This is a genomic window from Actinomadura rugatobispora, assembly GCF_042656285.1.
Lineage (GTDB): Bacteria > Actinomycetota > Actinomycetes > Streptosporangiales > Streptosporangiaceae > Spirillospora > Spirillospora rugatobispora.
The window spans coordinates 13499-26513 of the sequence record NZ_JBHSON010000097.1 but is presented as its reverse complement, the minus strand read 5'-3'; the positions used below and the strand labels follow the sequence as shown (position 1 = coordinate 26513).

13 protein-coding genes are annotated in these 13015 nt (G+C 73.8%); 8 read left to right on the top strand and 5 right to left on the bottom strand.

From position 1 onward, the window contains the following. Nucleotides 1–5 precede the first annotated feature (5 nt). The gene (locus tag ACFPZN_RS44990) at nucleotides 6–2729 is read left to right on the top strand and encodes an ABC transporter permease subunit (RefSeq protein WP_378289185.1); all 2724 of its coding nucleotides are present in this window, start codon (nucleotides 6–8) and stop codon (nucleotides 2727–2729) included. Continuing rightward, a complete protein-coding gene (locus tag ACFPZN_RS44985; RefSeq protein WP_378289183.1) occupies nucleotides 2726–3481 on the top strand; it encodes an ABC transporter ATP-binding protein in 756 nt (251 codons plus the stop codon). Before ACFPZN_RS44990 ends, ACFPZN_RS44985 begins: the two co-directional genes overlap by 4 nt. 9 nt (nucleotides 3482–3490) lie before the next feature. Here the strand turns inward: ACFPZN_RS44985 and ACFPZN_RS44980 are convergent, their stop codons facing one another. Beyond that, entirely contained in the window at nucleotides 3491–4489 is a 999-nt protein-coding gene (locus tag ACFPZN_RS44980) for an SMP-30/gluconolactonase/LRE family protein (RefSeq protein ID WP_378289181.1), read from the bottom strand. A 110-nt stretch (nucleotides 4490–4599) separates the two neighbouring features. On the opposite strand from ACFPZN_RS44980, the gene ACFPZN_RS44975 reads away from it, so the two are divergent. From ACFPZN_RS44975 to ACFPZN_RS44960, 4 genes are all read left to right on the top strand, one after another. Further along, complete coding sequence (locus ACFPZN_RS44975) at nucleotides 4600–5043, top strand: MarR family winged helix-turn-helix transcriptional regulator (protein WP_378289179.1); 444 nt, start codon at nucleotides 4600–4602, stop codon at nucleotides 5041–5043. Nucleotides 5044–5156: 113 nt separating this feature from the next. Next, nucleotides 5157–7229, top strand: a complete 2073-nt coding sequence (locus tag ACFPZN_RS44970; RefSeq protein ID WP_378289177.1) for an ATP-binding protein — start codon at nucleotides 5157–5159, stop codon at nucleotides 7227–7229. A gap of 56 nt (nucleotides 7230–7285) precedes the next feature. After that, entirely contained in the window at nucleotides 7286–8215 is a 930-nt protein-coding gene (locus ACFPZN_RS44965; protein ID WP_378289175.1) for a DUF6891 domain-containing protein, read from the top strand. A 96-nt stretch (nucleotides 8216–8311) separates the two neighbouring features. Then, a complete protein-coding gene (locus ACFPZN_RS44960; protein WP_378289173.1) occupies nucleotides 8312–8968 on the top strand; it encodes a PaaI family thioesterase in 657 nt (218 codons plus the stop codon). Here ACFPZN_RS44960 and ACFPZN_RS44955 read toward each other — a convergent pair. The 3 genes from ACFPZN_RS44955 to ACFPZN_RS44945 all read right to left on the bottom strand — a co-directional run bounded on the left by ACFPZN_RS44955 (nucleotide 8965) and on the right by ACFPZN_RS44945 (nucleotide 10844). After that, nucleotides 8965–9954 (bottom strand): MFS transporter, encoded by a 990-nt coding sequence (locus tag ACFPZN_RS44955; RefSeq protein WP_378289171.1) that lies wholly within the window; start codon nucleotides 9952–9954, stop codon nucleotides 8965–8967. The genes ACFPZN_RS44960 and ACFPZN_RS44955 overlap by 4 nt on opposite strands. A gap of 5 nt (nucleotides 9955–9959) precedes the next feature. Beyond that, on the bottom strand, nucleotides 9960–10298 hold the full coding sequence (locus tag ACFPZN_RS44950) for an MFS transporter (protein WP_378289169.1): 339 nt from the start codon (nucleotides 10296–10298) through the stop codon (nucleotides 9960–9962). Nucleotides 10299–10454: 156 nt separating this feature from the next. Then, a complete protein-coding gene (locus ACFPZN_RS44945) occupies nucleotides 10455–10844 on the bottom strand; it encodes an ATP-binding protein (protein WP_378289167.1) in 390 nt (129 codons plus the stop codon). A gap of 161 nt (nucleotides 10845–11005) precedes the next feature. Between ACFPZN_RS44945 and ACFPZN_RS44940 the strand changes: the two genes are divergently transcribed. Continuing rightward, nucleotides 11006–11767, top strand: coding sequence for a GntR family transcriptional regulator (locus ACFPZN_RS44940; RefSeq protein ID WP_378289165.1), 762 nt, complete (start codon nucleotides 11006–11008; stop codon nucleotides 11765–11767). Then, a complete protein-coding gene (locus tag ACFPZN_RS44935; RefSeq protein ID WP_378289163.1) occupies nucleotides 11757–12185 on the top strand; it encodes an NUDIX hydrolase in 429 nt (142 codons plus the stop codon). Before ACFPZN_RS44940 ends, ACFPZN_RS44935 begins: the two co-directional genes overlap by 11 nt. Here ACFPZN_RS44935 and ACFPZN_RS44930 read toward each other — a convergent pair. Next, entirely contained in the window at nucleotides 12178–12960 is a 783-nt protein-coding gene (locus ACFPZN_RS44930; protein WP_378289161.1) for an SDR family oxidoreductase, read from the bottom strand. The genes ACFPZN_RS44935 and ACFPZN_RS44930 overlap by 8 nt on opposite strands. Nucleotides 12961–13015: the final 55 nt, after the last annotated feature.

The following is a 13015-nucleotide window of genomic DNA, read 5'->3' as shown; positions in this document are numbered from 1 at the left end:
AGCGGGTGTCTGAACTGGTCGGATACGTCCTGAGCGGGCTGGTGACCGGCGCGGTCTTCGCGCTGATGGCCTCGGGACTGACACTGTCGTACGCCGCCACCGGCGTGTTCAACTTCGCGCACGGCGCCGTCGGCTTCCTCACCGCGCTGCTCTTCTTCGAGCTCACCACCGGGCTCGGCTGGCCCGTCTGGATCGCCGGGCCGTTCGCCATCCTGGTCTTCGCGCCGCTGCTGGGCTACCTGCTGCACCGGCTGATGTTCCGCGGCCTGGCCACGGCGGGGGAGACCGCGCAGATCGTCGCCACCATCGGGCTGACGATCGCGCTCCCCGCCCTCGGGCTGTGGACGGTGGACGTCCTGGTCGGCACGTTCGGCGCCGACCTGCCGAGGGTCACCGAGGGCGCCGCCGCCCGCGGCCTCGGACCGCGCCCGGTGGAGACCTGGCACCCGATCGGCGGGGTGACGATCGATTCGGACCAGCTCGTCACGTTCGCGCTCGCGCTCGCGGCCGCCGCCGGGCTGTGGGTCCTGATGCGGCACACCCCGTTCGGCCTGCGGATGCGCGCCACCGTCGACCGCCGGTGGCTGGCCACGCTGCGCGGCGTCGACGCCGACGCGGCCTCCGCGCAGGCGTGGATGCTCAGCTCCGGGCTGGCCGGGCTCGCCGGGGTGCTGGCCGTCCCGGCGCTGGGGCTGGACTCCAACGCCTTCACCGTGCTGCTGTTCGCCTCGGCGACGGCGGCGGTGTTCGGACGGCTCCAGTCGATCCCCATCACGTTCGCGGCCGGGCTCGGGCTCGGCGTCGTGCAGAACCTCGTCGCGGGGTACGCCGACTTCGCCGAGAAGGTCACCGGGTTCCGCACGGCCGTCCCGGCGATCCTGCTGTTCGCCGGGCTGCTGGTGCTGGGCCGGGCGCGCGGCCGCGCCGCCGGGACGATCGCCGAGGACGCCCCGCCCCCCGACTACCTGGCCGACCTGCCGCGCTGGCGCCGCGCGCTGCCGTGGAGCCTGTCGCTGGCGGCGCTGCTGGTCTGGACGTTCACGCTCGGCGACGACTACTGGGTGGGCCTGATCGCGCAGGGCCTGGTGCTGGCGCTGATCTTCTGCTCGTTCGTGGTGGTCACCGGGATCGGCGGCATGGTCAACCTGGCGCAGGCGTCGTTCGCCGCGCTGGCGGCGCTGACCGCCGGGCTGGTGTTCGGCAAGGGGCTGCCGTTCCCGCTGGCGGTGGCGGCCGGGGTGCTGGCCGCCGTCGCCGCCGGCGTCCTGGTGGCGCTGCCCGCGCTGCGGCTCGGCGGCCGGGTGCTGGCGCTGGCCACGCTCGCGCTGGCGCTGCTGGCCGACCAGGTGCTGTTCCAGATCGACGCGTTCAGCAACGGCACGGTCGGCTGGAAGCTGCCCGCCTTCTCGCTCGGCTTCACCGACACCAACGATCCGCGCACCCGCGTCGTGCTACTGCTGGCGGTGATCGGCGCGGTCGCGCTGCTGGTCCGCAACCTGGAACGGTCCGCGTCCGGGCGCGCCATCCTGGCCGTGCGGTCGGCGCCGACCGCGGCGCGGTCGGTGGGCATCTCCGCGACCCGCGCCAAGATCACGCTGTTCGCGCTGGCGTCCGGGATCGCGGGCCTGGGCGGGGTGCTGCACGCCACGTTCAACGGCCAGATCACCGCCACCGACCTGCCCGCGCTCACCGGGTTCGTCTGGCTGGCCGTGGTCGTGCTGCAGGGGGTGCGGCGGATCGGCGGCGCCGTCCTGGGCGGGGTGATCATGGCGCTGACCCCGGAGGTGCTCGACAACGTCACCGACTCCGAGTACGTCGGGATGATCCTGTTCGGGCTGGGCGGCATGATCCTGGCCCGGCATCCCGACGGCGTGCTGGCCCAGTTCGCCGAGCAGCGCTACCGCCGCCGCAAGCGCCGCGAGCGGCTCGCCAGGGCCGAGGCCGATGCCGAGACCGCCGCTCCGGCCGCGGCCGCCGGCGAGCCCGCGGTGCGGGCCGCGCCCCGCGAGGAGGCGGACGGGGCTCCGCCGGACGTGCTCCGCTTGGAGGGCGTCGTCGCGGGATACGGCGACGCGACCGTGCTGCGCGGCGTCGACCTGGCCGTCCCGGCGGGGCGGGTCGTGGCGCTGCTCGGCGCGAACGGCGCGGGCAAGTCGACCGCCTGCGCCGTCGCCGGGTCGATGACCCCCGCCGCGGGACGCGTCCTGCTGGAGGGCCGCGACATCACCGCCTGGCCCGCGCACCGCCGCGCCCGCGCCGGCATCTACCTGGCGCCCGAGGGTCGCGGCGTGTTCCCGTCCCTCACCCTCGAGGAGAACCTCACCACCTGGCTGCCGGACGCCGCCGACCGGGAGCGGGTGTACGAGCGGCTGCCCAACCTGGCCGGGCGCCGGACCGTCGCCGCCGGTGCGCTGTCGGGCGGCGAGCAGCAGCTCCTCGCGCTCGCCCCCGCCCTGGTCCGCCCGCCCAGGGTGCTGATCGCCGACGAGCCGTCGCTCGGCCTGGCGCCGCTGGTGGTGGAGCAGATCTTCGAGCTGTTCGGCGAGCTGCGCGACCGCGGCGTCGGCCTGCTGGTCGTGGAGGAGAAGGCGAGCGAGGCGCTGGCGCTGGCCGACACGGTCGCGTTCATGCGGCTCGGCCGGATCTCCTGGCAGGGCCCGCGCGCCGAGGTGGACGACGACCGCCTCGCCGCCGCCTATCTCGGTCTCGCGGCGGAGGGAGCACAGTGAGCGGGGACGCGGTGATCGAGGTCGACGGGGTCGGCGTCCGGTTCGGCGGCGTGCACGCCCTCGACGGCGTGAGCCTGACCGTGGAGCGCGGCCGCACCTGCGGGGTCATCGGGCCGAACGGGGCGGGCAAGACGACCCTGTTCGACGTGGTGACCGGGCTGCGCCGCCCGACCTCCGGGACGGTGCGGCTGGAGGGCCGGGACGTGACCGGCGCCGGGGCGGTGCGGCGGTCCCGGCTCGGGCTGCGCCGCACCTTCCAGCGCCCCCAGGTCTTCGGCCGCCTCACCGTCCTCGACAACGTGCTGACCGCCACCGAGTGGCACGGCGGCGGGGGCGGGCTGGCCGCCGACCTGGTCGGCCTGCCCGCCCGGCGGCGCCTGGAGCGCGAGCGCCGCGACCGCGCCGCCGCCGTCCTGGACCGCTGCGGCATCGGGGACCTGCGGGACGCCTACGCCGCCGACCTGCCGATCGGGCAGCGGCGCATGGTGGAGCTGGCCCGCGCCATCGCCGACGAGCCGTCGGTGCTGCTGCTGGACGAGCCGACCTCCGGCCTGGACGGCGACCAGGCCGCGCTGTTCGCCGAGGTCGTCCGGGGGCTGGAGGCCACGGTCCTGCTGGTCGAGCACGACGTCGGGTTCGTGATGTCGGCGTGCGAGCGGATCGTGGTCCTGGACCTGGGCAAGGTCATCGCCGACGGCGAGCCCGCGCGGATCCGGGAGGACCCGGTCGTGCGCGCCGCCTACCTCGGCTGAGCCGCGCGCTCAAAGGCCGCGGACGGCCGCGATGGTGAACGGCGTCTCCGGGACGCCCGGCCCCATCGGCCCGCCCCTGTCGAACTGCGACCGGACCACGTACAGCGTCCCGCCGTGGCGCGCCAGCGTCGTCGGTACCCGCAACGACGTGTCGGTGAGCCGCCGTTCCAGCGACACCGCCGAGCCGTCCCGGGAGACCCGCCAGCGGGTGACCGTGTTGGTCGTGTTCTGGACGGCCCAGAGGCGGCCGTGCTGGAACTCCAGGCCGTCGGCGTGCAGCAGGTCGCCGCCGCGCAGCGCGACCTTGCGGATGCCGCCCGTCGCCGGGTCGAGCCGGTAGAGGTCGCCGCCGGTCATGTCCACGGCCAGCAGGTGGCGGCCCGCGGCCACGATCCCGTTGAGGGTGAACGCGTCCGGCGCGTGCGGCTCCAGGACGCCGCTCAGGTCGAAGCGCGGCACGAGCGTCCCGCCGCCTTGGGCGAGCTGCCGCGGCGTGGCGCGGTAGACGACGGCGCGGACGCTGTCGGTCACGTACGCGCCGCCGTCGGGGGCGATGGCGAGGTCGTTGACGAACCGCGCACCCTCGCCGGGCACGGTGAACGAGGCCAGCAGGCGGCGGGTGCGCGTGTCGTAGACCGCGACGCCGGTCGTGGAGTCGGTCACCCACAGCCGTCCGGCGCGGTCGACCTTCAGGCCGTTGGCGGTGTCGCGCCCGTCGGCGCCCGCGGGCAGGAAGACCTCGGCGGCCTTCCGGCCCGGGGTCGCCCGGTAGATCGTGCCGTCGGCGTAGGACCCGGCGTAGAGGACCCCGGTGCGGGCGTCGGCCGCGACGCCCTCGGGGTAGACGCGGTCGCCGGGCAGCTCGTACGCCGTCGTGATCCGGGCGTGGACCTGGACGTGGGGCCGCGCCTCGGGCGGCCGCTCCGACGCGAGGGCCGGCGCGGCGCCGGGGGCGAGGGAAAGGGACAGGGCGGCGGCCACGGCCGCCGCTCCGAAGAAGGGGGACATCACGCCTCCAGTAGAGTTCTTCTCTGAATTCGAGCCCAAACTTTAATTAGAACCCTAATGCTCGTCAAGGCTCTCACATCCCCCCGGGGCGCCCCGGCTACCATGCGGGGATGACGTCGATGCCGGTGGCGCAGCGTTTGGGCTCGCACATCAAGCGGGCCGAGCAGGCGCTCAACGCGGCCAAGAACACCGCGCTCAGACCGTCCGGCCTGACCGTCCCGCAGTTCGGCGCGCTGCTGTTCCTCGCCGAGAACCCCGGCATCTCCGCCGCCGCGCTGGCCAGGGCGTGCGGCGTCACCCCGCCGACCATGAACACCGTGCTCAAGAACCTCCAGGAGCGCGGCCTCATCGAGCGCACCCCGCACGAGTGGCACCGCAACATCCTGGAGACCCGGCTCACCGCCGAGGGCGAGAAGATCCTGGCCGAGGCCGACGCCCGCGCGATCCGCGTCGAGCGCGGGCTCGCCGAGGCGTTCACCGCCGAGGAGCGCGAGACGCTGGTCTCCCTGCTGGGCCGCTGCGCCGCCTTCCTGGAGTCGGCCGAGCCGTCCTGACCCGCGAGCGGCGCCTCTGGCCGGTTCGTGCGACCTCCTGGGAACCGAGGGTGCGCGAGCGCATACTTGAAACGCCGGCGATCCCGGAACGCCGGCGGCGGGAGGCGGACAGGGTGGGCGGGCCCCAGGGCGAACTCCCCGCGGAGCCGAGCGGCTTCGTGGGACGCGAGCGCGAACTCGGCGCCGTCCGCTCCGCGGTCACGCGGACGCGGCTGGTCACGCTGACCGGACCGGGCGGCGTGGGCAAGAGCAGGATCGCGCTGCGCGCCGCGTACGAGATGGCCGGGCGCTTCCCCGACGGCGTCGCCTTCGTCGAGCTGTCCGGGCTCCGCGACGGGAGGCTGCTGGCCGACACCGTCGCCGCCGCCCTCGGGCTGCGCGACGGCACGGCCGCCTCCACCGCCGAGCTGATCGCCCGGGGCCTGCGCGACCGCCGCTTCCTGCTGGTCCTGGACACCTGCGAGCACCTGGTCGCCGACTGCGCCGAGCTGGTCCGGTCGCTGCTGCCGTCCTGCCGCAGGCTGCACGTGCTGGTCACCGGGCGGCAGCCGCTCCGGCTGGACGGCGAGTCGGTCCTGTCCGTGGCGCCGCTGCCGCTGCCCCCGCCGACCGGCCACGGTCACGGAGACGGCGACGCGCTCGCGCTCTTCGCGCTGCGGGCCGCCGAGGCCGACCCCGGCTTCACCCTCGGCGGCGACCGGCTGCGCCAGGCCACGCTGCTGTGCCGCCGCCTCGACGGCATCCCGCTCGCCATCGAGCTGGCCGCCGCGCAGCTGCGCTGGACGCCGCTGGACCGCCTCGTCCTCAAGGTCGACGGGCTGTTCTGGACGCTGGAGGGCGGCGGCGGGGACGAGGAGCCGCGCCACCAGACGCTCCGCACCACCGTCGGCTGGAGCCACGAGCTGTGCGCCCCGCTCGAACGCCTGCTGTGGGCCCGGCTGACCGTCTTCGCCGGCGGGTTCGACCTGGGCATGGCCGTCGAGGTGTGCGCCGACGAGCGGCTCGGCCGCGAGGACGTCGCCGCGTACCTGGCCGGGCTGGTGGAGAAGTCCATCGTGCACCGCGTCTCCGCGGACCGCTACGACATGCTCGACACGATCCGCGAGTACGGTGCCGTCTGGCTGGAGGAGGTCGAGGACATCGGCCCCCTGCTGGCCCGGCACCGCGACTGCGTGGCGCGGCTCGCCGGGCGCGCCGCGCAGGCGTGGATGTCCGACACCCAGCTGTCCTGGGTGCGCCGCCTGGACGCCGAACGCGACAACATCCGCGCCGCGCTGGAGTTCTCCTACACCGTCCCCGGCGAGGAGCGCGCGGGGCTTCGGCTGGCCGCGGCGATGTGGGGGATCTGGCTGTGCCGCTCGCGCTACGCCGAGGCCCGGTACTGGCTCGAACGCGGCCTCGCGCTCGTCCCCGAACCCGTGCCGGAACGCGCCGAGGCCCTCTGGCAGAACGCCTACCTGCTCACCAACCAGGGCGCGTCGCCCGAATCCCTGCCGCTGGTCGCCGAGTCGCTGAAGCTGGCCGACCGGGCGGGCGACACGGCCGGGTACGCGCGGGCGCTGCGCACGCTCGGCACCGCCGCCATGTTCATGGACGACACCGCCCGCGCCCGGCGGTCCTTCGCCGAGGCCGTCGTGCTCCTGGACGCCGCGGGCCTGCACTCCGACCTGGTCATGGTGAACGTCCTGCGCGCCTATCTGAACGCCCGTACCGGCGACCCCCGCGCCGCGCTGGCCGAATGCGACGGCGCGCTGAAGCTGATGAAGGACGCGCCCACCGAGTGCTGGATGCGGTCCTGGCTCGGCTACGTCAAGGCGCTCGCCCACTGGAGCCTGGGCGAGGGGGAGCGCTGCGCCGCCGAACTGCGCGCCTGCCTGGAGATGTTCCGCAGGATGGGCGACCCGGCCGGGCTCGCCAACTGCTTCGAGATGCTCGGCTACGTGTACGCGCGCGAACACCGGTACGCCGAGGGCGCGGTCCTGATCGGCGCCGCGTCCAGGTATCCCGACCCGATGACCGTGCCGCGGCTCAGCCTCCTGCAGCCGCACGGCCCGGACGCCCAACCGGAGATGCGCGTCCGGGAGGAGCTGGCGAAGGAGCGGTTCGCCGAGCACCGCCTGCGCGGCCGGGCCCTCAGCGTGGACGAGACCGTCCGGTTCGCCCGCGGCGAGCCGCTGGGGTCGTGACGGACGATCTCGAACGAACGGTCCCCGCCGTCGGTGGCGGTTGCCATACTTCGGACATGGTCGACGGATCACTGCACAGCCTTCTGCGCGAGCACGTGCGCGTCTCGCTGGCCCGCGCCGAGGACGACTTCGACACCATCGTGGCCGACGCGTTCGACCTGCTGGACGGCAAGGCCGACCGCGACGCGGTCGGCGCGGTGGCGCGGGCCGAGTTCGCCGCCTACCGCGAGGAGCAGCGCGCCTGGAACGGCGACCTGCTCGACGCCGAACGGCTGCTGGCGGCGTTCCGCGACCTCGACGCCGACGGGGTGGTGGCCCGCGCCGACTTCACCTGCTGCCAGTCCTGCGGCACCAACGACATCGGCGCCGAGGCCCCCGCGGGCGAGGCGCCCGCCGGATACGTCTTCTGCCACCGGCAGGACGTCGACGCGGCCGCGCGCGGCGAGGGCCTCTTCCTCTCGTACGGCGCGTTCAGCGAAGGCGGCGACGACGCCGAGATCGGGCGGCGGGCGGTGCGCGCCCTGCGCGAGCGCGGCCTGACCGTGGAGTGGGACGGCGAGGTCACCACCCGCATCCACCTGCCGCTGACCTGGCGCCGCCGCCGCTACGCCCACCTCGCCCGCTCGCCCGGCGGGCCCGACGACGAGGGCGGGAGCCTGGCGGTGACGTACTGCGACTACACCCGCGACCGCGCCGAGGACGAGCCGATCACGATGTCGTTCGAGGACTTCCGCGGCCTGCTGTACGAGCTGGTGCCCGCCGGTGACAACTTCATCACCTGCGAGGGCCGCTCCGGGCAGGTCGTCCAGGGCATGTGGGAGGAGGGCCCGCGGTTCTGGCTGGAGACGCCCGACCCGGGGGCGCGCTGCTCGTACGGGCGCTGGGCCACGCTCGACGAGGCCGCCGAGGTCGTCCGGGCCCTGGCGGAGGACGACCGCGTCGCGCTGACCGACCTCGGCGACCTGGAGACCGTCGTCTGGAGCTGACTCCGTGGCCGCGACGTGATGAGAAGCACCGTCGCGGCCGGGGCGGCCGGGCCCCGCCCCCGCCTAGAATCCAGTTCGGCATCAGTGGAGGGCGGCATGGTCGAACGGGTGAGCGGGACCGGGGCGATGATCAGTCGCGTCTACGTGGCGCGCGAACGGCACGCCCTGAAGAGCGCGCGGATCGACGTGCTGGCCGACCTGGCGGCGCGGGTGCGGGAGCTGACCGAGGCCGTCCTGCACACCGACGCCCCCGACGACGAGATCGCCGCCGCGACCGCCGAGATCGCCGTGCTGACCGAGCGGCTGTCGGCGGTCCGCCGCGAGTACCCGCCGGTCGCGCAGCTGGACGAGCACGGCGGCGTCCGGCAGCTGGCCAGCCCGGTCGGCGGCGAGCTCAACCCGATCTCCCCGCCCGTCCACGTCGAGATCCTCCCGGACGGCGCGGGCGTGCGCGGCGAGTTCACGCTCAGCGCCGTCTACGAGGGGCCGCCGACGCTCGTGCACGGCGGCGTCTCCGCGCTCATCCTCGACCAGGCCCTCGGCGTCGCCGCGTCCGCCAACGGCACCCCGGGCATGACCGCCACCTTCGACCTGCGCTACCGCCGCCCGACCCCGCACAGCGTCCCGCTCGTCGTCGAGGCGGCGGCCACCCGCGCCGAGGGCCGCAAGTGCTGGGTCGACGGCCGCATCATCGGCCCGGACGGCAAGCCCACCGTCGAGGCCACCGCGATGTTCATCACGCCCCGCCTCTAGGCGTACGACTCGTCCTTGGTGATGTCGGCCCGCGACCGGTCGGGCAGCAGCGCCACCGCCGTCAGCGTCAGCACGGAGCTGACCATCATCGCCACGGCGATCGCCCACCACCCGTAATCGTGCAGGAGCCAGGTCGCCAGCAGCGGCGCCGGGCCGCCCGCGATCACCGACGCCAGCTGGTAGCCGATGCCCGCGCCGCCGTACCGCAGCCGGGTCGGGAAGCTCTCGGCGATCAGCGACGCCTGCGGGCCGTACTGGATCGCGTGCGGGATCTGCGCGACCACCACGGCCAGGAACACCACCACGGCGACCTCGGTGGTGAGCAGCGCGAAGTAGGGGAACGCGATGACCGCGACCAGCAGCGACCCGGCCGCGTACACCTTCCGCCCGCCGATCCGGTCGCCCAGATGCCCGGCGGCCGGGATCGTGAACAGCTCCAGCACCGCCGCCGCCGTCACCGCCCCCAGAGCCAGCCCCTGCGCCATGCCGAGCTCGTCGTGGATGAACGTCAGCGCGAACGAGGTGAAGATGTAGAACGGCATCTGCTCCGAGCAGCGCAGCAGTGCGCTCAGCACGATCTCCTTCGGATGCCGCCTGATCACCTCGGCCACCGGCACCTTCGCCACCTCGGCCTTCTGCACGACCTCGGCGAACAGCGGCGTCTCCATCACCTGGATCCGCACCCACAGCCCGATCGCGACCAGCACCAGGCTGAGCAGGAACGGGATCCGCCACGCCCAGGCGGTGAAGGCGTCCCCGGCCGACAGCGCGATCGCCGTCATCGCCCCGGTGCCCAGGATCAGCCCGATCGGCACCCCGATCTGCGGCAGGCTCGCCATCAGCCCCCGCCGCCTCTGGTCGCCCCACTCCATCGACAGCAGCACCGAGCCGCTCCACTCGCCGCCGACCGCGATGCCCTGCAGGATCCGCAGCAGCACCAGCAGCACGGGCGCCGCCACCCCCAGCGTCTCGGTGCCCGGCAGCACGCCGATCAGCGCGCTGGAGACCCCATCAGCACCAGCGTGATGATCAGCGTCGCCTTGCGCCCGAGCCGGTCGCCCCAGTGCCCGAAGATCGCCGCCCCGACCGGCCGCGCCGCGAACCCCACCGCGTACGTCGCGAACGCCGACAGCGTCCCCGCGTAGTCCGAGGACTCGGGGAAGAACACGTCCTTGAACACGATCGCGGCGGCGGTGTTGTAGAGGAAGAAGTCGTACCACTCGATACTCGTGCCGACCACGCTCGCCAGGGCCGCCTTGCGCACCTGCCCGCCGCGCTCGGCCTCGTCCAGCGCGCGCGCCCGTCCCGCCTCGCCGGGATCCAGCACCATGGGGGCCGTCCTTTCCGATCGCCCCCGCCGATCACCGCCGTACTCTGCCCACACCGATACCCCGCAGAGATCACCCCCCAACCCCACCCAGACGATCATTCGGGCCGCGCGCTGCACCCGTCCCGAGAGCTCTGTTGCTCTGACCTCTCCCTGAGGTCAGAGAGCGGCCCACACGACCTTGCCGCCGTAGGCCGGACGCCACCCCCAGGCGGACGCGAGCGTTCCGACGATGAGGAGCCCTCTGCCGCCCAGCGAGTCGGGCGACGCCTCCTCGAACGCGGGTGGTACGGGGTTGTCGTCCCATACCTCGAGCGTGAGACGGTGTTTTGACGTCCGATGAGCGACGAGGGCGATCCTTCCGGCATGTTCCACGGCGTTGGTCACCAACTCGCCGGCGATCAGGCACGCGTCGTCCGCCAGATGGGGCTGCTCCCGTTCGCGGAGCGCGGCACGCAGTACGCGCCGTGCGACGCCGACCTCCGTGGGGGCCGGTCTGAGCGCGAGCACGCAGCGCGGCCGCTCGGCGAGCTCGATATTCGTGGTCACCAAACCCGACCTCCTGCCAGGTCACAGCCTGTTCTTGAGCGTTCGCCGAGAACCTGACACATATGTCATAAGTAGCGTGGCCGTTTGAACGCATAGCGTGACCGTCCGTTCGAGGGTGCAGCGCTAAGGTCGACACATCGGTCATCGGCAAGGGAGAACTCATGGGCTTGGAGCCGCCTCGGGCGCGCTACCGCCAGGTCGCGGACGATCTGCGTGAGGCGATCGTCCGGGGCGACCATGGCCCCGGAGACGCTTTGCCGAGCCAGCCCGAACTGGCGCGGAAGTACGGTCTGAACCAGACGTCGATCAACCGTGCGATCGCCCTCCTGGAGGCCGAAGGATACGTGCGGACCGAGCACGGACGGGGATCGTTCGTCGTCGAGACGCCCACGGTGAAGCGTGTTCGACGGATACCGCCCGGACAAGGCGCGGAGAACAGCAGCTTCGCGGAAGAGATGCGCAAGGCCGGACTCGAGCCCCGGACCGAGCTGGTGCAGGTCGAGGTCGCCGCCGTGCCTGCCGGGGTGACGCAGCGCCTCGGCCTCCAGGGCGCGGCGCGCGTGCTGGTGCGACGGCGTCATATGTTCGCGGACGAGCGGCCGGTGCAGCTCGCGGTCTCCTACATTCCGCTGGACGTCGCGGGCGGCATCGAGATCGCGACACCGGATACGGGGCCGACGGGGATGTATCGGCGGCTGGCCGAGCGTGGGCATCGGGTCGTCCGGTTCGCGGAGGAGATCGAGGCGCGACGGCCGCTCGCCGAGGAGCAGGAGTTCCTGGAGGTCGGGCGGGGCCAGTACGTGATGGAAGTGCAGCGGCTGGCGTTCGATGAGAGCGGGCGGGCCCTGGAGATGGTGACCAACGTCTTCCCCGGGCAGTTGTGGCGCCTCACGTACGAGTGGGCGGCGCCGGATGCCTTCTGAGCTGCCGCTCCATTCGGTGAGCGTGACCGGGGTGGTGGTGCGCCGGGATGGGCGCGTGCTGGCGATCAAGCGGGCGGACGATGGGCGGTGGGTGCCGCCGGGCGGGGTGCTGGAGCTGGACGAGAGCCCGGAGGCCGGCGTCGTGCGTGAGGTGTACGAGGAGACGGGCGTGCGGGTCGAGCCCGAGGGGCTGACAGGCGTCTACAAGAACATGGAGCGGGGCGTGGTCACGCTGGCGTTCCGCTGCCGCGTGGTCGAGGGGGCCGGGCGGGCCACCGAGGAGGCGGCCGAGGTCGCCTGGTTGACGGTGGACGAGGCGCGGGCGCGGATGGTCGAGGCGCGGGCCGTGCGGGTGCTGGACGCGGTGCGCGCGGACGGGCCGTTCGTGCGGGTGCATGACGGGGTTCGGGTCAGGTGAAGAGGTGGCCGGCGTTGACGTCGAGGGTGGCGCCGGTGGTGGAGCGGGAGTGGTCTGAGGCGAGGTGGAGGACGGCTCGGGCCACGTCCTCCTCGGTGGCGATGCGGCGCAGGGCCATGGCGGAGACGTCGCGGGCGCGGATCTCCTCGTAGGGGACGCCCTCGGTGGCGGCGCGGGTGCGCATCCAGTCGTCCAGGACGTCGCTGGCGATCCAGCCGGGGGCGACGCAGTTGACGCGGATGCCGGAGGGGCCCAGTTCGTCGGCCAGGCAGTGGGAGAGCAGGTGGACGGCGGCCTTGCCGGCGGCGTAGTCGCTGCGGCCCGCGTAGCCGGTGCGGCTGGACATCGAGGTGAGGTTGACGATGGAGCCGCCCTCGGGCATGTGGGGGGAGAGGTGGCGGCAGGCCAGGAGGGTGCCGTACGCGGCGGTCTCGATCGCTGAGCGCCACTGTTCGAGGTGGGTCTCGTCCATGTCGAGGACGTTCCGGCGGTGGGTGCCGGGGAAGGCGGCGTTGACCAGGACGTCGACGCGGCCGTAGTGGGCGGCGACGGTGTCGGCGAGGCGGCGGGCCTGGTCGGGGCGGGCGATGTCGGTGGGGACGGGGAGGGCGTCGCGGCCCTCGGCCCGTACCTCGGCGGCGATGGCGTCGAGGGTGGCGGGGGTGCGGGCGGCCAGGGCGAGGTCGGCGCCCTCGCGGGCCAGGAGGACGGCGAGGGTCCGGCCGAGGCCGGGGCCGGCGCCGGTGATGACCGCGATCTTGCCCTGGAGCGACATGCGGGCAGTGTACCAAGCGTTAGGTTGGGTTGCGTGTTTCGCGCATTGAGCGCTT

Bases quoted from the DNA above. Each gene is read 5' to 3' on its own strand.
- ACFPZN_RS44980 (WP_378289181.1), bottom strand. From the start codon at position 4,489: ATGTCCCCCTTCTTCGGAGCGGCGGCCGTGGCCGCCGCCCTGTCCCTT.
- ACFPZN_RS44975 (WP_378289179.1), top strand. From the start codon at position 4,600: ATGACGTCGATGCCGGTGGCGCAGCGTTTGGGCTCGCACATCAAGCGG.
- ACFPZN_RS44965 (WP_378289175.1), top strand. From the start codon at position 7,286: ATGGTCGACGGATCACTGCACAGCCTTCTGCGCGAGCACGTGCGCGTC.
- ACFPZN_RS44960 (WP_378289173.1), top strand. From the start codon at position 8,312: ATGGTCGAACGGGTGAGCGGGACCGGGGCGATGATCAGTCGCGTCTAC.
- ACFPZN_RS44950 (WP_378289169.1), bottom strand. From the start codon at position 10,298: ATGGTGCTGGATCCCGGCGAGGCGGGACGGGCGCGCGCGCTGGACGAG.
- ACFPZN_RS44940 (WP_378289165.1), top strand. From the start codon at position 11,006: ATGGGCTTGGAGCCGCCTCGGGCGCGCTACCGCCAGGTCGCGGACGAT.
- ACFPZN_RS44935 (WP_378289163.1), top strand. From the start codon at position 11,757: ATGCCTTCTGAGCTGCCGCTCCATTCGGTGAGCGTGACCGGGGTGGTG.
- ACFPZN_RS44930 (WP_378289161.1), bottom strand. From the start codon at position 12,960: ATGTCGCTCCAGGGCAAGATCGCGGTCATCACCGGCGCCGGCCCCGGC.